Here is a 22,011-nt window from a genome sequence, read left to right on the forward strand (position 1 = left end):
CTGATAGCTGATAGCTGATAGCTGATAGCTGATAGCTGATAGCTGATAGCTTAAAACTATTGGGTTGAAACACCTAACAACAAACTGATATCTCTGGTTATTTCATCAATACGAGTAATATCTGTTGGTGCAATAAATATGGTGTCGTCACCTGCTAACGTACCTAAAATACCGGTTGATTCACCTAAACTATCTAGCATTCTTGAAATTAATGGTGCGCCACCAATCCCTGTTTTTAAAATAATCTGCATATTATTATGTTTGACACTCATCACCACAGATTGAATAGCTTGCTTTGATTTGGGTACGGCTAACTCATCTGGCAGAATATAGACCACTTGATCATTCGCATTTCGCATTTTCACTGCGCCAAGTTTAGATAACAAGCGCGAAATTTTCGCCTGCGACATGTTCTTAAAGCCTTGCTCGGCTAATGCCTCAGCAAGTTGACTTTGTGAGCCATAGCACTGTTCTTTTAGTAATGCTTTAAACGCGAGTACTAACTCTGCTTCATTTTTTTTACGGCTTGTGATCATTAATTAACTCGAAACGGAAATTGCTTTTGTCTATTGTATAAAATAAATATTTTTTCGGCTATTTTATTTTACACAAAAATTGTAAACGCTACTTATCTTCCAATAATATCTGTCGAAATAAGGCTTATGTTAAAACCTTTGTACGTTGTTCTGCTAAACCCATAGCGAGTATAAAGGGATCTTGTTTTTGCTGAGCGATAAAGTCAGCCTTACTTTGTAAGTTAAGCCAATGATGACTGATCAAGCTTTGCGCTACAGCGCCACCTAAGGTCGCACCAGGGCCTAAAATAATCAGCTTATCTGGCGCAAACTCTTTAATGGCCACTTCTATCGCTTTTGAAAAGTTATAAGGCTCAACCACTTGGGTAGCAAGCGTATAGTGATATAACTGCTCAGCATCACAACTATAAGGTTGCCATACCTGTCCTAAACCATCAATCAAGGGTATTTCAGGGGCATTAAACAGTTCAGCTGACATTAACGACATCGCACGTTTTGACACTTCATCAAGCAGCGGCGTATGAAAAGCCGCATGGTTAAACAAATGCATAGGGTAGCGGTCTTGCATCACAGGCAGTAAATTTTCTAAGGCTTTTAAACCCGCTTTATTACCACCAAAAACAAGGTAGCCACCGAGCTTAATTGACAGATAAACTTCACAATCACTTTGTTGATTGGCTTGTGCCAACCATTGCATTACTTTTTGCTCTTGCGCTGGATCAACTTGCCAATCTTCGTTAATGATCGGGTAAATCATTTGCCCGCCAATAAGCCCTTTTGTCATCATCGAGCCCATGGTATTAATTAACTCGATAGCTTTATCTGGCTTTAAAGCGCCGGCAACCGCTAACGCAATATACCAACCCATAGAGTTTCCTGTCACCGCAACAATATCAAACTGGTCTTTATTAATCGCTTGAAAGTCGGCTAGCGCACAAGCATAAATAAGCGCAGAGGCATTTTCGCCAGCCGTATGTGTACGCATGCTGTAATTTTCCATACCGTCAAGTTCAGCGACTTTTATTTGTCCTTGGCGCTCACGAAAATCATCAATCAATGAAATTATTTCAGTTTTATCACTATGTAAACGCTGCAAATAACCCAATTCTTCTTTATTGTAGGTACCACGGCCAGGACAAATAACTACCGCTCTTTGCTTGCTGTTATGCTTTTTTTTGACGCTTGTTTCAGCGCTATTTTTAACTGACGAACTCATTGGCAAATCTCCTTGGCAGCATCGACAATATTTTCCACCGACGGCAACACTTCATAAGCCGCCGCGCCAAGAGGAATAAAGCTGTCACTGGCGGTAACACGTTTAATTTTAGCGATCTTGCTTGCTTGTTCATGAATTAAGGTCACTAAGGCTTCGCTAATTGAGCCCGTTTGACGACATTCATCGACAATAAGCACATGCTCACAAGCATTTACTTGCGCCAAAATACCTTGTTCATCTAGCGGTGCTAACCAACGTAAATCAACCACGCGCGCTTCAATACCCTGCTTGGCTAGTTTTGCTTGTGCTTGGCGCGATAAATAATTGCCATTGCCATAAGTTAAAATACACACTTGCTTACCTGAGCCGGCAACCTTAACGCCTAAATCAATGCGCTTGTCTGCCAATGCTGGCGTTTGGTATTCAAAAGTCCATAAGCCATCACCTTCTTGATGTAGGTCTTTCGCCATGTATAAGGCTATCGGCTCTAAAAATATCACCATGCGTTGCTGCTCTTGCGCTAAGCGCACACTGGCGCGCATCATTTCAACCGCATCTGCGCCATTTGACGGACAAGCGATGATCAAGCCAGGAATATCGCGAAATACAGCAAAAGAGTTATCATTATGAAAATGACCACCAAAACCTTTTTGGTAAGCTAAACCCGCAATGCGGATCACCATAGGGTTAGTAAATTGGCCATTGGAGAAAAATGGCAAGGTGGCCGCTTCACCACGAATTTGATCTTCCGCGTTATGCACATAAGCCAAAAATTGAATTTCAGGGATAGGTAAAAACCCGTTATGCGCTAAACCAATCGCGGTACCTAAAATCGTTTGCTCATCTAATAGGGTATTGATCACTCGGTTCTTGCTAAAACGTTCGCATAGTTTAGCCGTCACGTTATAAACACCACCTTTTTTGCCAATATCTTCACCGCACATCACAATATTAGGGTATTCAGCCATCAAGTCCATCAAGGTCCAATTAATCAATTTTGCTAAATGCTGTTTTTTAGGCAGATTATGTTGTTCATGCTTAAAAATTTCTTTGCGCGTTTCCTCGCTCACCGCGATTGAACTTGGTGCTTTATGCACCTGAGGTACAATGCTCGCCATTATCGCCTCAGCGCTCGTCAGCTTGTCTTTGCTAGCGGCATTTTCAGCAATCACCGCAATACGACTTTCAACATCTTGGTAAATTTCAATCAGCTCTTCTGGATTTAACAGATTGTTTTCTAGAATAATACGCGCCGTGTGTAATAGCGGGTCTTGAAATTCTGTTGCGGTAATATCCGCCATATCACGGTAAACAAACTCAGCGTCAGACCCCGCATGGCCCAGTATACGCACGGTGCGAATATGTAAAAACACCGGTTTACGCAATTCTCGAGCAATACGTTCAGCTTTTTTGGCGGTTTGGTAAGTATCTAAAATATTCAAGCCATCACAATAGAGATAAGTTAAACCGGCTCTGTTTTCATAATTAGCCGCAATCCAACCTTCTGGGGTTGCGGTTGAAATACCAATGCCGTTATCTTCACAGACAAAAACAATCGGCATAGGAATCGACTGATAGGCTGCCCAAGCTGTGCTATTAATTGCCCCTTGTGTAGTGGAATGGTTCGATGATGCATCGCCAAAATTACAAATAATCACGCCATCGTTTGGAATTTCGCCTTGATGGGCTAAACGCTCGGCTAGCGGAATACTAAAAGCAGCACCCATAGCTTTGGGTAAATGTGAAGCTATGGTGCTAGTTTGTGGCGGAATAGCGAGTGCTTTACTACCAAGCACCTTATGACGACCACCAGAAATAGGGTCATCTTTTGAGGCCGCAAATGACAATAACATGTCATATAAAATGGTTTGTCCGGGCACTTGCTTACTACGCTGTATAACAAACGCGGCACTGCGATAATGTAAAAAAGCCATATCTGTTGGGCGAAATGCCTTGGCATAAGCGGCATTACCCTCATGGCCAGAGCTACCAATAGTATAAAAACTTTGACCTTTTTTCTGCATCACGCGTGACTGTAAATCAAGGTGGCGACTCATGACTTGCGTTTCAAATAAGTCAATCACTTCAGCTGAACTTAGTCCAACATCATTAGGGCTTAAAGCACAACTTGATTCAGGTAAAGTTCGTGCTCGAACAAAATTGATAAAATTTTCATTCACCAATTGATTGCGATCAGACATCATATCTCCACGGGGATAGTTATTATGGTTGTAGTTTAAAATTAGTGTTGCCAGACGATTTAAGCTATCAAACAAAAGCTAAAAAAAGGCATGCAAAACAAAGTACAAAAATAATAAGCAAAAATCAGCCAAAGTTAAAATATTCTTTTCCTTTATCTGCTATAGTTTTTTCCTATACCGCTTCTGATAACGTTACCTATGACAGTACCGATAACAACACTAAAGTAACCAAGATTATTATGGATTTAAAATCACTGAATTATTTTATTGCCGTCTACGAGTTAAAAAGCTTTAGTGCGGCGGCAAAAACCTGCTTCATTGCCCAACCGTCAATATCGGCAGCAATCGCACAATTAGAGCAACAACTTAGTGTGCAACTTTTTATTCGTCATGCACGTGGTGTAACGCCGTCAGAGCAAGGGGAAAAACTTTTTCCGTTAGCCAAGCAACTGCTAGGACAAGCGGGGGCAATCAAAAATGTGTTTTCAGAAAAAACCGATAAACAGCCGTTTAACTTAGGCGTAACCCGAGGTTTAGGTGTTGAGCGCATGAGCCTGCTATTAAAAGATTTTACCTCAGCCAATCCTTTGGTTGAGCTGACCTTAGTCCCTCATACCGATAAAGTTGATGCGCGTATTATTTTAAAAGACGAACTCCATGAGAGTGAACAATATATCAAGATGTGGCAAGAAGACTACTTGCTGGTATTGCCTTACGATCACGTATTAGCACTCAAGGATACCGTAACGTTAAAGCAACTCGATGGCTTACCTTTTATTCAACGCACACCTTGCAGTGCTTGGAATAACTTACAAGACACTTTAGCGCTGGCGGGTATTAGTCTTGATGTGCGAGCAAAAATTACCACCATAGATTATGCACTGGGTTTGGTACATGCCGGTTTAGGTTGTGCATTTTTACCGGCACATAGTGAAATTATTAAGCGCAGTGACGTAGTGTTTAGACCGATAGTTGGCTTACAACTGACCAGAGAAATTGTCCTCGCCTATACAAAATCATCTGAAGCTATCGATAATTTAAAGCGTTTAGCGCGAAAACATGCACACTAGCCTTGGTTACCTGTGTTTTTCTGCCTGTAAAAATAAAAAAACATCTCACAGGGAGAAAAGAATGAGAACTGCAGGAGGTAAAGCACGGCTAATATAAAGGCAATATCAATGCAAAAAGTTATCTGTCGCTAGCTTGGCCTCTTTTTTCTCAAACATTAATAGCAAAAGAACACTTTTCATCTTGGCGACTATCTCTTAATATGTCGATAACTTAACATTTCGACTGTTTATATGTCGAACGCTTAATATGTCGAACGCTTTATAGTGATAAGATTTCGCGTATTTATAGCGCCTTATTGTCAATAAAAAACATCCTATGACTTCAGCCTTACCGCATAAATTACTCGCACAGGTATTACCACAATTTGGTTATGCTATAGAAAATTGCAAAATCACTTTGCTCGGCAATGGCCTGATCAATAACACTTACCTAGTGCAAACGCTTGATAAAAATTTTGTTTTACAACATTTAAATCAACAAGTGTTTAATGTACCGCGGCAAGTAACTGATAATGCCGACCTGATTAGCGCACACTTAAAAATTAAGTCTGACAATAAGAGCTACCCTTTAACGCCGATTTATCAGCTGCGCAGCATAGATAATAAAAACCATGTTAAAGTACAAGGGCAATATTGGCGTAGCCTGCATTATATTCCTCAGTGTTATACCTTAGAGTCAATAACTAGCGTCGAGCAAGCCAGTGTAGTCGCCCGCGCCTTTGCACAGTTTACTGCCGCACTTAGTGATTTTAACAGTGCAGAATTAGCTGAAATCATTGCACATTTTCATGACTTATCCATACGAATAAAACAATTTCAACAAGCACTAGCAAGCGCGGCAGATACACTATTAGTAGCTGCTCAGCCAAGTATTGCCTTTATTCAATCTCAGCAAACTTTTATCGACAGTATCGCTGACATCACTAAAAAATTGCCCTTACGTGTTACCCATAACGACACTAAAATTAACAATCTACTTTTTAGCAAAGCAACCAACCAGCCTGTTGCGGTGATTGATCTAGATACCTGTATGCCAGGTTATGTGATGCATGATTTTGGCGATATGGTACGCAGCTGTTGTCCGTCAATTGCCGAAGATAGCCCTGAACTCGATAATATGAGCCTTAATTTTGAGATATTAACCGCGTTAACCAACGCCTACATTGAAGGTTTTAATGGCTCGCTCAGCGAAATTGAACGCAGAAGTTTAATCCTTGGCATTAAATTGATGCCGTTTATGCTCAGTATTCGATTTTTAACTGACTTTTTAAATGGTGATCAGTACTTTAAAACCACTTACGCCAGCCACAATTTAGTCCGAGCAAAAAATCAATTACAGCTTTATCGCTTGTTTTGCCAACAAGAAGCATTATTAACTAAAATAGTATTATCAGCGCCCACATCGAACACACCCGCATAATATAAAAAAGGCACCCTAGTGTTATAGAGGGTCCCTTTTTTATTTACAGGGCTATTTCAATACGCTTTAAAAAGCTCTTTCAAAAGCGCTAAGCAATAATAACCCCCCGACAGGTCAATACAACTTAGTTGTGATAAGTAATACCCAGATAAAGTGCGCGTTCTTGGCTGTTGAAGCTACTCGCTGTTTGATACGATTTATCTAATAAATTAGTAAGACGAGAAGAAACGCTAAAATTTTGAGATACATCGTAGTTCAGCCCTAGGTTAATTAATTGATAACTCGCTAAATCAACCTTACCAATGCCGAATACGGCATCTTCTCTTGCACCAACAAATTGATATTCTGCGTAAACGTCTACTGCACTCACTGTGGTGACAAATTTATAGTTGAATTTTTCTTTTGCGCGACGAATAAGCTGCTCATAGCTTAAGCGGCCAGTATTATCTGTTGTCGATTGATCTTCGGCATCCGTATAAGAAAGATTAACGTCATGCATACCACCAAAGCCAGCATAGTTGGCTGAGAGTTCAACACCATTAATTTCAACTTTTGCGAAATTTGCTGCCACACCATCTTTTTGACCAATTAGGTCATCAATTTTTGAACGGTATAAGCTAACACTGGTGTTAACTTCAGCAATTTTTGTTTCGAAAAACAACTCTACCGTTTCAGAAAGCTCTGAATCAAGTGTTGGCGTGCCAAAACCTGGGTAGAATAAATCATTATAAGTCGGCACTTTAAAGCCAGTACCATAATTAAGTACCACGCGAGTATCTTCATCAGCTCTATGACCGACGCCGAAATTATAAGTATTTTCTGAGTTAACATCTTCAACACTGTCGTGTCTTAATGTTGCTTCAAATGTCCATGCATTTTCAGTATATAAGCTATGGGCGAAAACACCTGTGGTGTCTCTTTCTTCTTTGTCAAAAACAATGCTACTTTTAGAGACATCGTCTTGATAATAATCAACACCAATATTAACTTGCAGATTATCAGAAAGTTGGCTGTTATTAACAATCGAGTATTGATTACGACGGGTTTCAAAAACCCCTTGTGAAAGGCCATCGCTTAAACTGTCGATACTGTCACGACTTTGCCCAACAGAAAAAACGGTGTTGTTATTTACACCTTTAATACGGGTAGCATAATTGGCACGAACTAACCACGCATGATTGTTAAAGTCAGAGCCATTATAATAACCATCATATTCATTGTCGCCGCTATCACTTGATAACAACCACTCTACTGAAAAATCTTCCGTAATTTTTTGCTGGCCCCTAATCGCAACTGAGGTAAAGTCGTAACCGTCGTCATCAGTTTCAGCGCCTTCTTGAACATCATAACCATCACTTTCTTCTTTACTGATGGTGATAGTCGTTTGGCCGTCACCATGGCTAATACCTGCGCCAGCTTTATATTTTTGATAGTTGTCAGTACCAAAACTAGCACCGGCAAACAACTCTCCCGCTGATAACTGACGAGTAAATATTTGAATAACACCGCCAATAGCGTCTGAGCCCCACAATGCTGCACGTGGGCCTTGCACGATTTCGATACGCTCAATCATCTCTGGCGAAATGGTATTTAAACTTGTGCCGCCCGATGTAGCAGAACTCACTCGCACGCCATCAATCAGTACTAAGGTATGATCTGAGTTAGTGCCACGCATAAAAATTGAGGCGTTTTGCCCTCTACCGCCATTAGTGGCAATATCAATACTGGGTACTGTAGATAATAAATCTAAAAATGAAATTGGGTTAGCTAGCTCGATATCTGCACGTGTAATAACCACTTGGCTAGTCAGCGCATCGTCAATATTTAGGTGTGTACGGGTTGCCGTTACGGTTAATACTTCAACATCTTTTGCCTTACTTTCGGTGCTTGCTGAAGCGACAAAAGCTGTTGACATAGCACTGATAACGGCAAGTGATAATAGTGATTTTTTGAAAAAATTGTTTTGTTTAATGTTCATATGACCTCATTAACGATGCCCTCCGCACCATTGGTATTACCGCGCTTAAGCGCAGTTTAATTATGCAAGTTAAAGTGCTCGGACTAACATGGCCAAGCTTTCTATCGATATATATTTATATAAATAAAACGCTTAACACTATGATTACCGTTGCGGGGGCAGTGAAAAAATTTCATTTTCTTCCCTCGAACTTACGATGTAAAACAGTCACTAAAGTGTTCAGTTACTGTCGCTTGTTTAAATTTTTCGTGTTACTGAGTTGACAGCTTATTACTCGGCGTATCGACACCTTGATTAATAATGTCGTAAATTTTATCCATAGCTAAATGCTGCTGACAGACATCAGCTAATCGCTCAAGTTGTATTTCTCGATGTTGATTAATATCAACCATGGCTTGTGCTATATCTTTTATACCCAGCCAATTCAGCACGAGTTGGGTCGGCGCTGGACAATCAAAAAAACCATGAATATAGGTGGCAATAATTTGTCCGTCATTGGAAATACAGCCCTCAGGCATGTTCTGTGCTTTATTTCTTGGCTGATAATGAATGTTAAGTAGTGGCGCATTTAACGCTGGGCCGGTAGAAACACCGCAATGTATTTCATAACCACTTAACTGACAGGTTTCGCCATTAAGCCTCATGGTGGCAGATACTTGGCTTAAGGATTTTTCTTGCGTTAGGGTCGTTGTGAAGTCTAATAAGCCTAAGCCAGAAATCTCTTCAATGTGCGATTCAATATGCTCAGGGTCAAAAATTTGCTTACCTAACATTTGATAACCACCACAAATACCGAGCAACTTTCCACCGTAACGTAAGTGCTGCTCAATTTCTTGCTGCCAACCCTGTTGCTTTAAAAACCTTAAATCAGAAATAACATTTTTACTGCCCGGTAAAATAATTAAATCAGCCCCTTGCAACGACTGACCTATTCTAATGTATTGTAAGTCGATATTCGGTTGTAAGCGCAGCGGATCAAAGTCGGTATGATTGCTCATATGTGGCAACAAGGGCACAAAAATCTTCACCTTGGCTTGCGTGACTTTATTATCAAGCGCTACGGCATCTTCGGCGTCTAACGCTAAGTCATGTAAATAAGGTAAAACCCCTAACACGGGTTTACCTGTGCGTTGTTCAAGCCAATCTAAGCCAGATTCAAGTAGGCTTATATCGCCGCGAAACCGGTTGATAATAAAACCTTTGATTCTGGCTTGTTCTGAATCAGACAATAACGCTAAGGTACCAACAAGGTGAGCAAAGACACCCCCACGGTCAATATCTGCCACTAAAACCACAGGACAGTCAACCGCTTCGGCATAACCCATGTTGGCAATATCATGGGCACGAAGATTAATTTCCGCCGGGCTGCCAGCACCTTCAACTAACAATACCGCATGATCATTGGCTAAACGTTGATGAGATTCGAGCACCGCTTGTATCGCCACTTTTTTGTAGTCGTGATATTTACTAGCTTCCATATTTGATATGGCTTTGCCATGCACAATAACTTGTGCGCCAGTGTCAGTATTAGGTTTTAATAAAATAGGGTTAAAGTCAAAGCGCGCCTCTACTTTTGCGGCAATAGCTTGTAAAGCCTGAGCACGGCCAATTTCGCCACCGTCTTTGGTTACCGCACTATTTAAGGCCATATTTTGTGGCTTAAATGGCGCGACATTATATCCAGCATTCACTAATACCCGACATAAACCGGCAACTAAGGTGCTTTTTCCTGCGTCTGACGTTGTCCCTTGCACCATGAGTGTTTTCACAATATAGCCTTGGGCTTAATTTTTTCAGGCCATTTTAATGTTAAAGATAGTGGTAAAGATAAGTTTGCCATCATAAACTCGACATTATTAACCATGCTAGCAATGCTTGGGTGTAGCCAGCCCGCTTGGTCAAAAGATAGATGAGAAAAATCAACCATTGGCACTATGGCTTGATGCATTGGGTTATTCATTTGCTTGGTAACTTTACTGGGCGCAATAGCAACACTTTCGCTAACAACACCTTAGTCATCAATAAAATGCTTGCTGACAAAGTGCTCGCCAGTAAAAACTTGCTGGCAAAAAGCATTAAATGAGTAGAGTTGAAGGGTAACTTCTGATGAAGATGATTAGGCGCATAACAAACCTTAACCGGTTGAATTTTTTCTGAGTGTTGGTGACTAACAGCTTTTATATCAAACATTTCAACGCCTAACTCGTACCAAACCAAACATCCGTTGGCCGATATATGTGATTAACGTCGATAAGGTTTAGCGATATAGCGAGCAAATTCATCTTCACCACTGAGGCGGTATAAATGAAAATAGATAAAATATCCAATGCCCGAGTAACCCGCTCGACGTGGTAACTAATGATCATAATTCACCTGGTATCCTGACTTACAGCATCTAGATATATCCCTTCCCAAATCACTTTTAGCCAAAAGATTTAGTGGTTAATATATCGCTCTGTTTACAGTTGCGGGTACAGTTGTGGACTTTCACCACATTCCCAGTTTCGTTTTATTACGCTTCCAAAACATAAAAAAGTAAAATTGAATATGACATTATTTAATTAATGACGCGATTATCGACAGCTAGAGCGAAATAGCAAGGTTTATTTTTTATTCACTTGGCTGTTAAGAATATAAATATCCTCACTTTTTCAGCATAATGTCACCGAAATATAACTGGGTTACTAAGCATAAAAGTTAACTTATTAGCTTTATTTCGTCTCCATGGCCGTTAAACTGAACAACTAACAACTTATCGTTAAAGCGTCAATTCAAGCTAAGTTTTACCCCATAATGCCGCAAAATATAGCAAACAAGCTTAGCGCATTAAGCACTTAATGATCAGGCGTAAACATCGAGTGTGCCAATAGGTTAATTAAAAAATTAATCATTGTGTCTCTGTTTTTGATAAAGTAAAAAACACTCAGCCTAATAACAACTAGCTCATGGCGAGACATAGTTCATAGCAAGACGAATACTAGTAACAAAATTGATAATAAGACCACAGCGAGTCAATAAGGAAAACACATGATGCCAGTTGCTGAACCTAAATGGCCAGAGCGAATTATCTGCTTAACAGAAGAAACCACCGAAGCACTTTATCTGATGGAAGAAGATCATCGCATTATTGGCATTTCAGCTTATACCATGCGCCCTGAACGTGCGCGAAAAGAAAAAACCAAAGTGAGTGCTTACATCACCGCAAGAACAGAAAAAATAGTCGCATTAAAACCAGATTTAGTCTTGGCCTTTTCTGATATGCAGGCCGATATTGTTGCCGATTTAATCAAACAAGGTATACAAGTGCATTGCTTTAATCATCGCAGTGTTAGTGAAATTTTTCAGATGATTCGCACCTTATCGGGCTTAATCGGTCAACCAGAAAAAGGCGCAAAGCTAGTCAGCGACTTACAAAATAATTTAAGCAAAATTAAACAACAAGCAGCCACATTGCCTGTGCGCCCAAAAGTTTATTTTGAAGAATGGTTTGACCCTATTATTACCGGCATTGGCTGGGTAAGTGAGCTAATAGAAATTGCCGGTGGCATAGACTGCTATCAAGAGTTTTCCGGCCAGTCCTTAGCCAAAAACCGCATTGTGGCAGACCCCAGTGATGTTATTGCCAAACAGCCTGATATCTACATTGCCTCTTGGTGTGGTCGTAAATTTGATCAAGAAAAAGTTACTTCTAGAGCGGGTTGGCAAGCAATACCCGCGATAAAAAATGGTGACATCTATGAGATAAACTCTACCGATATTTTACAGCCCGGACCCGCAGCATTAACTGACGGTGTTGAACAACTAGCCAACATTATTAAACAATGGGCCGAACGCGCGTAATATGTTAAATTTTTTCAGCATTAAAAACAGCTTAATCACCATAGTCTGTACCTTATCTTTCATGTTTAGTGGCCAAGGTTTAGGGCAAGAGCTGGATAAAGTGTCCATTCAACTCAACTGGCTGCATCAATTTCAATATGCCGGCTATTACGCAGCAAAAGAACAAGGCTTTTATCGAGCATTGGGCTTAGAGGTAGAATTAAGAGAATTCAAAGGTTCAAGCCCCATTGAAGATTATGTCATCGACGGCAGGGCCGATTATGGCATAAATGACTCAAGTTTAATTGTCGCGAAAAATAATGGCAAACCTGTTGTTATTGTCGCACAAATATTTCAACATTCACCAGCGACTATCGCCACATTAAGATCTTCGGGCATTGCCCGTCCATTTGATCTGCTGGGTAAGCGCATCATGATAGATACAAAATTGAAAAATTTTGCCCCTATTACTGCGATGCTTATGCAAGCAGAACAAGATATGTCAGCCTTTACTTGGCAAGAACAAAATGACAAATTTTCAGCGTTAATTTCGGGTAAAGCCGATGCTATTTTAATTTATGACACTAATGAACCCTTTGAATTTGACCAAGCCAATATTGATATATTAACCATTAGCCCAAGAGACTATGGTATTGATTTTTATGGCGACAATCTTTTCACCAGTGAGTCAGAGGTAAAAAACAACCCTCAACGTGTACAGGCAATGCGTCAGGCAACCATTAAAGGTTGGCAATATGCGCTCAACCATAAAGCAGAAATCATTAAATTAATTGCAGAGAAATATAATAGCCAAGACAAGTCTTATCGCCACTTAGCTTTTGAAGCTGACGAAATTAGTAAAATAATTTTAGCTAAATTTATTCCTCTTGGCTCAATCGCCCGCACCCGCATGGAAAAAATAACTGAGATTTATTATCAACTGGGCATGATAGATACGCCTTTCCTCCCCACCAATCTATTACTAGAAGATGCCTTAAGCAGCTTTGCTCCTAAACAACTTGCCATTGATAGCAGCACATCATTAATTTTTGTCATGGTATTAATATCACTGTTATTAATTTTTTCAACACTGCTGCTACCAAGATTAGTTAGCCAACAACACCTAGCCTCCTTTATGGCATCAAAAAAATTCCCCTTTATTGTCCATACCGTATCGATATTAAATATCGTCATTATTTTTAGTGTTATTTACTTATCCTTGCAAGACAATGAAAAAATCAGCCAAGCCAATATCAAAAAAAACCTCGAATTTGTCGTTGAAGCAACAAAAAATAGACTCAATGATTGGCTAAGTGAGCAAGAAAATCTATTAAAAAAAATCGCTAAAGATGAGACATTAGTTAACCTCACTAAAAGCTTACTGTTGCAATCTCAGTTGCACGACACACTCATCACAGCAAAATCACAGCCGAATATTCGCCAATACTTACGCCAAACGAGCATTGAAAGCCAAGGTTTTTCAGTTATTAATCAAAATCTTATAAATATTAGCGCTGATAATAATGACAGCCTAGGTAAAATTAACCTAATAGCCCAACAACACCCCGGTATTATCGCTGCTGTATTTGCTGGAAACAGTCGTTTTTTAACCTCGATAAACTCTGGTGTTAAGCACTCACTTAATAGCCACTCGGTCAATACGATAGATCAATACAATATGTATATGATCACGCCGATCCTCGATGAAAAAAAGCAGGTTATTGCGGCATTATCCATTAGCCTTCAAGTGAGTGGCCAAATCTCTACTATTATACAGCAAGGTCGCATTGGCGCCTCAGGCGAAAGCTACTTAGTCAGTCGATTAGGCCAAATGCTCTCAAAAAGTCGCTTTGATGCTGAATTATCATCACTAAACTATTTTCAAGAACACAGTAAAAACAAGCAACTGATCACCCTTAAAGACCCACAAGTTAATGTCATACAAAACCCTGATGCTGTGATTAACAGCGAGCAATTACCCTTTACTTTTATGGCAAATCAACTGGTCAATAATGCCCGTTCAGACAACATTAGCTTGATCACAGATCATAAAATTTCCAGCAATGTCTTGGGTTATAACGACTATCGCGGTGTCACTGTTTATGGTGCTTGGTTTTGGAACAATCAGTACGGCTTTGGTATTGCAACCGAAATCAATGCAGATGAAGCCATGGGGGGCGTCAGTTCACTGCGTAATGAATTACTGTTAATTGCTGTTATTACCTTACTATTAACCTTAACGTCTAACGTATTTACACTCACGGTTGGCCAACGTTCAACAAAATATATGCGCCACTCGAAAGCAGAATTAGAGCAACTCGTGGCACAACGTACCGCTGAATTACAGCAACGCGAGCGTGCAATGTGGCAGTTATATGAACATGCACCAGTGGCTTATGCGACCTTAAACGCTCAAGGTCAGTTTATTAAACACAATTTTGTCTTCGCTCAAATGTTTAAACGCCCAAGAGGCACGTTTTCCTCCTTAAATTGGCAAAGCTTTGTTGCGCCAGCACATTACGTGCACCAAATATTTCAGACTAAATCTCGGCTTTTAGAGTGTGAAGTTCCAGTCAAAATAAATGACAAAAAAACTATCGACACTATGATGTCTGCCCTGCCAGTTTATGATGAAGATAATAAATTAACCGAAGTGCGGTTAACGTTAATCGATGTTACGCAAAAAAATGCGGCTAAAGCACAATTTGCCGCCTTAATGGAGTCAGCACCTGATGCCATATTGATGTTAGATAAACATCGAGAACACAGCATTGTTAACTCGCAAGTATTAACCATGTTTGGCTACGAAAAAGCTGAGCTTATTGGCGAAAAAATTGAGCGATTATTACCGGAAGAAACCAGCTTACATATTTTTCACCACTTACTGCACGAACCTACCCTAGAGAAAAAGCTCATCGAGCTTAATGGTAGACGCAAAAACGGCAGTGAATTCTCTGCAGAAGTAACCGTCAGCGCCGTTGATATTCATAATGATCGCTTTATTGTTGCCATTATTCGCGACATCACCGAACGAAAAAACCGTGACGCTGCATTGGCTGAGCACACTCTTTTCCAGCAAGCACTGGCTGATACCATTCCATATCCCATTTTTGTTAAAGACCCAGACTCAAAATTTACTAATGTTAACAAAGCGTATGAACAAACCTTTAATGTTAAAAGAGCGGATATTATTGGTAAAACCGTACTAGACCTGGCCTATTTGCCATTAGCAGACCGAAAAGCCTACCAAACAGAAGATACCGCAGTTATTGCCTCAATGGGCATGGTGCGAAAAGAAATACCGCTGGTCTACGCCGATGGCTTAGAACATACCACCATGTATTGGGTAAAAAGCTTTGCAAAGGCTGATGGTAGCCCTGGCGGCTTATTAGGTACCTTTGTCGATATCAGTGAACAAAAAATGGCCGAAAAAACATTAGCCCATGCCAAAGCATTAGCAGAAGATGCGGTTGAAGCTAAGTCTAATTTTTTAGCCAATATGTCACATGAAATTCGCACGCCAATGAACGCCATTATTGGTATGTCAGCGTTAGCATTGAAAACAAACTTAACACCAGAGCAGAACAATCATATTACCAAGGTCAATCTCGCGGCCGAATCCTTGCTAGGTATCGTTAATGATATTTTAGACTTTTCAAAAATTGAAGCCAATAAACTCGACATTGAATCCATCCCCTTTTGCTTAGATGATATTCTCGATAACCTCAGTATGATGTTAGTAGATAAGCTTAACGAGACGCAAACTGAGTTGATTTTTGATGTTGAAAATACTGTCCCCATTAACCTTATTGGAGACCCACTGCGCCTGAGCCAAATATTAACTAACCTTGGCAGTAATGCCGCTAAGTTCACCGAACAAGGGCAAATAAAAATTCACTTATCATGCCTGAGTAAGCATGGCGATAATGTCACCTTAAAGTTCTCTGTTTGTGATACCGGCATAGGGATGAGTGCCCAGCAACAAGAAAAATTATTTCAATCCTTTAGTCAAGCAGATGCCTCAACAACACGAAGATATGGCGGAACCGGTTTAGGATTAGCGATATGTAAACGCCTTGTTGAATTATTGGGTGGTGAAATATGGCTAGACAGCGAAGAAAACAAGGGCAGCAAATTTCATTTCACCCTCAGCTATCAAAGCCAATCGTTAGAAAATATTAAGGCTAACAAACCGAACTTATCCTCGATTGAAGGTTTAAGAATTGCCTTAGTAACAGACAATGAAATTTACAAAGCTATTTTACAGCGGATGTTAAAATCATGGGGCTTTAAAGTCGAACATTATAGCTGTGTTGGAGCCGTACTACCTGAGCTAAAAGGCAAAAACAAGGTTTTTGACGCCTTAATATTCGATCTTATCCATTGCAGTGATAATCAACACTGTAGCGATTTAGGTTTAATTCGAGCGGCTAGCATGGGTTTACCCATATTACATATTCTGCCTAACAAACAAAAAATGTCAAAGCTAGCACTTAAAGGTGATGAAAAATATTCCACTCTTTGTAAACCGATAACTTCTTCTAATTTACTCGACAGCCTATTAATCGCTTTAGGTCACGAAAACCTGCGGAGTGTTAAGTATAATTTTTCTTTACATGATGCTCCCTTGGCAATAAATACCTTACAAGGTGCAAAAATATTACTGGTTGAAGATAATGAAATAAATCAAGAGTTAGCGACTGAGTTATTAACTCATCATGGTATTGAAGTGGTGGTCTCCAGTAACGGACAAGAAGCCATAGAGCGTCTTAATCATGAACATTTTGACTGTGTGTTAATGGACTGCCAAATGCCCATTAAAGACGGCTACACCACTACACGAGAATTGCGTCAAGACCCAAAATTTATCGATTTACCTATCATAGCTATGACCGCTAATGTCATGGCGGGCGATCGTCAAAAAGCCTTAGACTCAGGCATGAATGAACATATTGGCAAACCCATCAATACCGATGAATTATTTGTCAAATTGGCACAGTGGGTAACACCTAGCAAGCCAAATAAACTCAATACGCTAGATAAAGAAAAGCATAAAAACAACGCTAGAGCTCTGCCATTAGCGGATAAAAATCAGCACATTACTATTCCTGAACTCGACGGCATTGACATAAAAGCAGGCTTAGCAATAGCACAAAATAATCACGCACTGTATTTGCGCTTACTGCTTAAATTTAAAGCTAACTATGCCAATGCTATGGGACCCATTACCCTGGCATTAAACAACCATGATTTTGCTCACCTAGCATTACTGGCACATACCTTAAAAGGTGTCGCTGGCAATATTGGCGCAACAGCACTTTACGCGCTTTGCCAAAAGCTAGAAAACAACGCTGTCCAGCGTGATATAAAACCACTGCTTTTAACCCAGTGCCAAGATGAACTTAGTCGTATTGAACTTGCACTAGCACCACTAGCACATCAAGAACCCGCTGATATAAATTTCAATATGCCCGCCTGCAAAGCACTTATGGCGCAATTGATTATTGATGTAGAACATTGTGATGTGGCCGCTATTGATAGCATTCATACCTTGCTAGCAATGACCCAAGAGCAAAGCTATCACCAAGCACTAAAAGACATTATGGCAAAAATTGAAGTTTATGAATTTGACGATGCGGCGGAACTACTGAAGGAAATTAATATTTTTTCATAAACTAACAAACTAATAAACTAATAAACCAACAACACAGTAGGTATAACTTATTGAATTTTAGGTACTGTCAGTAAATTATCGGCTAAAAGTCGTCGTAAAAACGCATTTACTAATGAATAATTCAATCCAAACAGTGACAAGGAGAAGTAAATGATGGTTCGAAAGTTAAGACTTAAATGAGCATGGTCTCAAGAGCAACTAGCCCAGTTCAGTGGCTTAAATATCAGCACTATCCAACGCATTGAGCGTGGCCAAAAAGCAGGTTTGGAGTCACTAAAATCTCTTGCTGCTGTTTTTGAAATTGAACTTGATGAATTGCTGGAGAAAGAAAATATGAATAGCTCAGACAACTATAGTGCAGAAGAAAGTCGTATTATCGACCATGTTAGAGACATTAAAGGATTTTACAGTCACCTGATTAATTATACCGTGGTAATTCTAGCTTTATTTTTAGTTAACTTTTTAACTAGCCCTGGATATTATTGGGCTTGGTGGGCGGCGTTTGGCTAGGGTGTAGGGCTAATATCTCACGGCATTAGTGTCTTTGAGATATATAGCTTTTTTGGTGCTGATTGGGAAAAGAAACAAATTGAAAAAAGACTAGGTAAAAAACTCTAAAGCCCCTAAAAATCAAGTAATGCCCGTTTAGTTTGTGAACTTGTTGTGTGCAGAAATTTGGCTTATAAAAATTTGCCGCAGGTCTTGTGCTTTATCTTAAGTGTACAAAATATCATCTGATATCTGTTATTTAATCGCTCTCATGAGCGAGCGATTAAGCTGAATTCTAGCTTAAGCCAATTCGACTTAATCGGTTAACAACCATACGATTTAAGCTAATAGAGCCAAATCCTATGACTTAACTGTTATTGATTTATAGGCTAATTAGCTTTTATTAGTCAGTGATCAAACCCAGAGTTTATGCCGGATTTCTCACTAAAAATCAGCCGCGACTTCAAACACTAGCTTAGTCTCATTAATTGGATGACAAAATGACAAATACTCGGCATGTAAATGTAAGCGATTGGCTTTTAAACCATAATGGTCATCGCCAACAATGGGTCTATTCAAGCCCATTTTATGGGCGCAATGCACTCTAAGTTGATGCGTTCGCCCAGTTTTGGGGAACAAATGCAGTCGTGTGGTGTTGTTTTTTCGTTCAAGTACTCGCCAAGTGGTTAGCGCGTGTTTGCCGTGTTGATAACAGACCATTTGCCGTGGTTTATCATCAAAATCTAAGGTCAGAGGTAAGTCAATACTGCCACTTTCTGCGACAATATTTCCATCAACCAAAGCGACATAGCGTTTTTCTATGGTGCGTTCAATAAACTGTTTTTGTAGCGCTTTATGGGCTACTTTATTAAGCGCAATAATTAACAAACCTGAAGTCGACATATCTAAACGATGAACAATAATTGGCCCAGTGGCCTGCGGGAATTGGCTTTTAATACGTGAATAAACCGAGTCTTCAATGTTTCTACCTGGCACTGACAAAAATTCGGCTGGCTTATTAACTACTAACATATCTGTGTCTTGATAAACAATCGCTAGCTCTTTACCCAGTGCAGGGTTGATCAACAGCGGATTATCATCAACCTTTAAGCCTTGCAGCATATGAGTCAAAATTGGCTGACACTTACTGTAACAAGACGGATAATAATTTTTGTGTTGTCTAATAGCTGATTTTGGCGCAGCGCCCCACCAAAACTCAGCCATAGCGAGTGGTTTTAAGTTATGTTGATAAGCATATTGTAATAATTTAGGCGCAGCGCAATCGCCTGCGCCAGCCGGTGGTGTATGATCAGGTAGCTCAGCAAAAATGGCATTTAAGTCTTTAGCCTCGCCCTTAGCATTGAGAAATTGGTACTGAGCAAAAAGTTTTTTCTGTAAATTTTTCGAGCGTGATTTTCTCAGTTTTTTTAACTTGGAAATTTCACTGGTCATACTCGCTAGTGCTTGCTGCAATAAGTCGAGTTGGTCTTGCCAAGATTGCTTTAGCGCTTGTAGTTGCTTTTTTTCTTGAATGCTTTGCCCAGCTAAGGTTATTTTTAACTGTTCAAAGTCGTGCTCCGAGAGTCGAGCAATAGCTTCGCTGCGTTGTTGTTTTCTTTGCTGACGACTCGTTACCATTAAACTTTGCTGCGCTATTAACTCTTGCTGATAACTTGCTGTCGCCGCACTCAGTTGATTATTAATAACACTAAGCGATTCGCTATGCGCTAACTGCTCAATTTCGGCATTAATATTATTGATGATGCGATTTTCTGCCAAAAAGGCAGCGTCTTGCCATTGCATATTAGACACGGCGGGCACAAAGTTAATATCCGCAGTGTTGTCCTCAAGTTGCCCAGAATAAGCACTTAAAAAGCCTAACTCTTGCTGGTTGTTTTGCACAACTAACACACCAAACATTTTTCCAACATTGGTTTTTTTTGATTCAACAGACGCATTTTCTACTGTTTTTCCCAACCATTGTGGCAGTATTTCAAGCTGTTGCTGTAACTGCTCAACGGCTTTAACCGCTAAAGGTTGTGGTTGGTAATAAAAGGGGAAAGTAAACTTTTCTGGCAGCGTTATAGAGTCAACAGCTTGGGAGAATAACGTAAAGCAAGGGGCAAGATTTGTCATGGCAATATAATGATGAAATGTTCAATAAGGCAATTAATCAAGATAATAACATAATCAGCCTTATCTCACTCAATAACCTAATCTGGCGTAATCTGGATAAATTGATGTTAAAGACTATGCAGTGCATGGCCAAGTTCGATATTCCAAAGCCTAGCAAGCAGTTATAGCGATAAATGCTGGCTAAATCACTACTGATGCTGCCATAAAAAATTGACCTGTGGCAAAGAATTTTTTAAGTAAAAGGCTGAACACTAAAACCTACTACTGTAACGGCTATCGCAGCCATTAACTTGCAACAAATAGCTTTACCCTAACATGCTCTAACTCTTGCCATTACACACAGCAAACTGTTTTGATGATAATGAGATAGTTGTTGTCTTGGGCTTCATTGTTTTTGTCTGTAAGCTGCCTGCAGCGCTGATATAGGCTAACTTGTGCTGCTATAACTTAGCTTTAACTTAGCTGAAAATTGACTCTAACCGATTGCTGAGCCCTAAGTAAGAGCCGTGCTTTTAGCAATATCACCCTAGCGAACAGTTATCATAATTCACTATTGTTATTTTATTTTTTCCACACCCGCCACTTCTATCACCGTTTTTGCCTCTGCCCGTTCAATAACTTTTACTATAGTCGTTTGAATAGTTTCGTCTTTTCTGATGTCACCTTTGCTAGAAAAACCTTCTTCCTGAGCATCAGCACCGGCTTCTAAGATAAAACTAACCACCACTTGTGTCGCACAATCTTCAGCTTCGCCAAAATATGCCAAGGTAATTTGAGGATAGCCCTGAAAACCTGCCTTAACTTTTTTTGCTATACGTTTTGTTGATTTGTCTAAATTCATAATATCTATCCAGAAAAAATATAGCGCCATTAATGGGCTAATTGTGTTGACTAAAATATACAGCGAAATGAAAATAAGCTAGCAATTAACCAGTTCGCTTGAGTTACTGGCTAGTTTGCATTACTTTTCAGCCATTGACTAATAGAGTTTGTAATATAGTTAATTGATGTTTATCGCCGACTCGTTTTGGCCACAAATTTAAATTCAAGCCAATAGTTTTTTATCTGCCTTATTTAAGTGCATTGTTAAGTTACTATTTCAAACGGATTTAGCCGCGAAAAAACGACAGCAAGGAAAGTTAAATACAACTATGCAGGTCTACTGAATAGTTAAATAAGTGATTGCTAAAGTGGCTAAGTTGTTAATAAATAACTAACTACTAGCCTGACTCATTATTAGCATTCATTAACGCTTAGAAACACTTAACACTGTGTAGATAATACTTGGCCACTTTAGAAACATAGTTTTATATGTGCCATTAAATTGCACCCTCGCAATAAAGGTGTTACAAATTGTAATAGATTTAAAAAAGTATCATTATAATATTTTTTATTTTTAAATATTTGAAGTTATTACATAGTCGATTTTGTCGCATTAACCAAAAATACTATGCATTATAAATATGGGTTAA

General features: G+C 39.6%; 14 protein-coding genes, 1 pseudogene and 2 riboswitches. Of the genes and pseudogenes, 5 read left to right on the top strand and 10 right to left on the bottom strand.

The annotated features are described in order from the left end of the window. Window positions 1-56: 56 nt before the first annotated feature. From argR to H4J54_RS14520, 3 genes are all read right to left on the bottom strand, one after another. On the bottom strand, window positions 57-536 hold the full coding sequence (gene argR, locus H4J54_RS14510; protein ID WP_220464113.1) for a transcriptional regulator ArgR: 480 nt from the start codon (window positions 534-536) through the stop codon (window positions 57-59). Between the two features lie 124 nt (window positions 537-660). Beyond that, entirely contained in the window at window positions 661-1,752 is a 1,092-nt protein-coding gene (locus H4J54_RS14515) for an ACP S-malonyltransferase (protein ID WP_182191728.1), read from the bottom strand. Next, complete coding sequence (locus H4J54_RS14520; protein WP_182191729.1) at window positions 1,749-3,953, bottom strand: alpha-ketoacid dehydrogenase subunit alpha/beta; 2,205 nt, start codon at window positions 3,951-3,953, stop codon at window positions 1,749-1,751. The genes H4J54_RS14515 and H4J54_RS14520 overlap by 4 nt, the downstream gene beginning before the upstream one ends. A gap of 239 nt (window positions 3,954-4,192) precedes the next feature. On the opposite strand from H4J54_RS14520, the gene H4J54_RS14525 reads away from it, so the two are divergent. Next, window positions 4,193-5,023, top strand: coding sequence for a LysR family transcriptional regulator (locus H4J54_RS14525; protein ID WP_182191730.1), 831 nt, complete (start codon window positions 4,193-4,195; stop codon window positions 5,021-5,023). Window positions 5,024-5,339: 316 nt separating this feature from the next. Further along, the gene (locus tag H4J54_RS14530; RefSeq protein WP_182191731.1) at window positions 5,340-6,443 is read left to right on the top strand and encodes a phosphotransferase enzyme family protein; all 1,104 of its coding nucleotides are present in this window, start codon (window positions 5,340-5,342) and stop codon (window positions 6,441-6,443) included. 124 nt (window positions 6,444-6,567) lie between these two features. Here H4J54_RS14530 and H4J54_RS14535 read toward each other — a convergent pair whose 3' ends face one another. The 5 genes from H4J54_RS14535 to H4J54_RS14555 all read right to left on the bottom strand — a co-directional run bounded on the left by H4J54_RS14535 (window position 6,568) and on the right by H4J54_RS14555 (window position 10,787). Next, a complete protein-coding gene (locus H4J54_RS14535; protein ID WP_182191732.1) occupies window positions 6,568-8,421 on the bottom strand; it encodes a TonB-dependent receptor domain-containing protein in 1,854 nt (617 codons plus the stop codon). Between the two features lie 55 nt (window positions 8,422-8,476). Then, window positions 8,477-8,651, bottom strand: a riboswitch (cobalamin riboswitch). Window positions 8,652-8,672: 21 nt separating this feature from the next. After that, entirely contained in the window at window positions 8,673-10,190 is a 1,518-nt protein-coding gene (locus H4J54_RS14540) for a cobyric acid synthase (RefSeq protein ID WP_182191733.1), read from the bottom strand. Next, window positions 10,187-10,381, bottom strand: a complete 195-nt coding sequence (locus H4J54_RS14545; protein ID WP_182191734.1) for a hypothetical protein — start codon at window positions 10,379-10,381, stop codon at window positions 10,187-10,189. The genes H4J54_RS14540 and H4J54_RS14545 overlap by 4 nt, the downstream gene beginning before the upstream one ends. Beyond that, window positions 10,378-10,611 (bottom strand): hypothetical protein, encoded by a 234-nt coding sequence (locus H4J54_RS14550; protein ID WP_182191735.1) that lies wholly within the window; start codon window positions 10,609-10,611, stop codon window positions 10,378-10,380. The genes H4J54_RS14545 and H4J54_RS14550 overlap by 4 nt, the downstream gene beginning before the upstream one ends. Window positions 10,612-10,619: 8 nt before the next feature. Further along, entirely contained in the window at window positions 10,620-10,787 is a 168-nt protein-coding gene (locus tag H4J54_RS14555; protein WP_182191736.1) for a hypothetical protein, read from the bottom strand. Next, window positions 10,774-10,969: riboswitch (cobalamin riboswitch) on the bottom strand. Its footprint overlaps the gene before it by 14 nt. A gap of 479 nt (window positions 10,970-11,448) precedes the next feature. On the opposite strand from H4J54_RS14555, the gene H4J54_RS14560 reads away from it, so the two are divergent. The 3 genes and pseudogenes from H4J54_RS14560 (at window position 11,449) to H4J54_RS14570 (ending at window position 18,532) form a co-directional block, all read left to right on the top strand. Next, a complete protein-coding gene (locus H4J54_RS14560; protein WP_259366928.1) occupies window positions 11,449-12,261 on the top strand; it encodes a cobalamin-binding protein in 813 nt (270 codons plus the stop codon). A gap of 1 nt (window position 12,262) precedes the next feature. Further along, window positions 12,263-17,914, top strand: a complete 5,652-nt coding sequence (locus tag H4J54_RS14565) for an ABC transporter substrate-binding protein (RefSeq protein WP_182191737.1) — start codon at window positions 12,263-12,265, stop codon at window positions 17,912-17,914. Window positions 17,915-18,154: 240 nt separating this feature from the next. Then, window positions 18,155-18,532, top strand: a pseudogene (locus tag H4J54_RS14570) (2TM domain-containing protein). A gap of 315 nt (window positions 18,533-18,847) precedes the next feature. On the opposite strand, the gene H4J54_RS14575 reads toward H4J54_RS14570, so the two are convergent. After that, on the bottom strand, window positions 18,848-20,539 hold the full coding sequence (locus H4J54_RS14575; RefSeq protein ID WP_182191738.1) for an RluA family pseudouridine synthase: 1,692 nt from the start codon (window positions 20,537-20,539) through the stop codon (window positions 18,848-18,850). A gap of 556 nt (window positions 20,540-21,095) precedes the next feature. Then, window positions 21,096-21,380, bottom strand: coding sequence for a hypothetical protein (locus H4J54_RS14580; protein ID WP_182191739.1), 285 nt, complete (start codon window positions 21,378-21,380; stop codon window positions 21,096-21,098). Between the last annotated feature and the right edge of the window lie 631 nt (window positions 21,381-22,011).

Origin of the sequence: Colwellia sp. MB3u-8, from assembly GCF_014076985.1 — a bacterium.
Taxonomy (GTDB): Bacteria; Pseudomonadota; Gammaproteobacteria; order Enterobacterales; family Alteromonadaceae; genus Cognaticolwellia.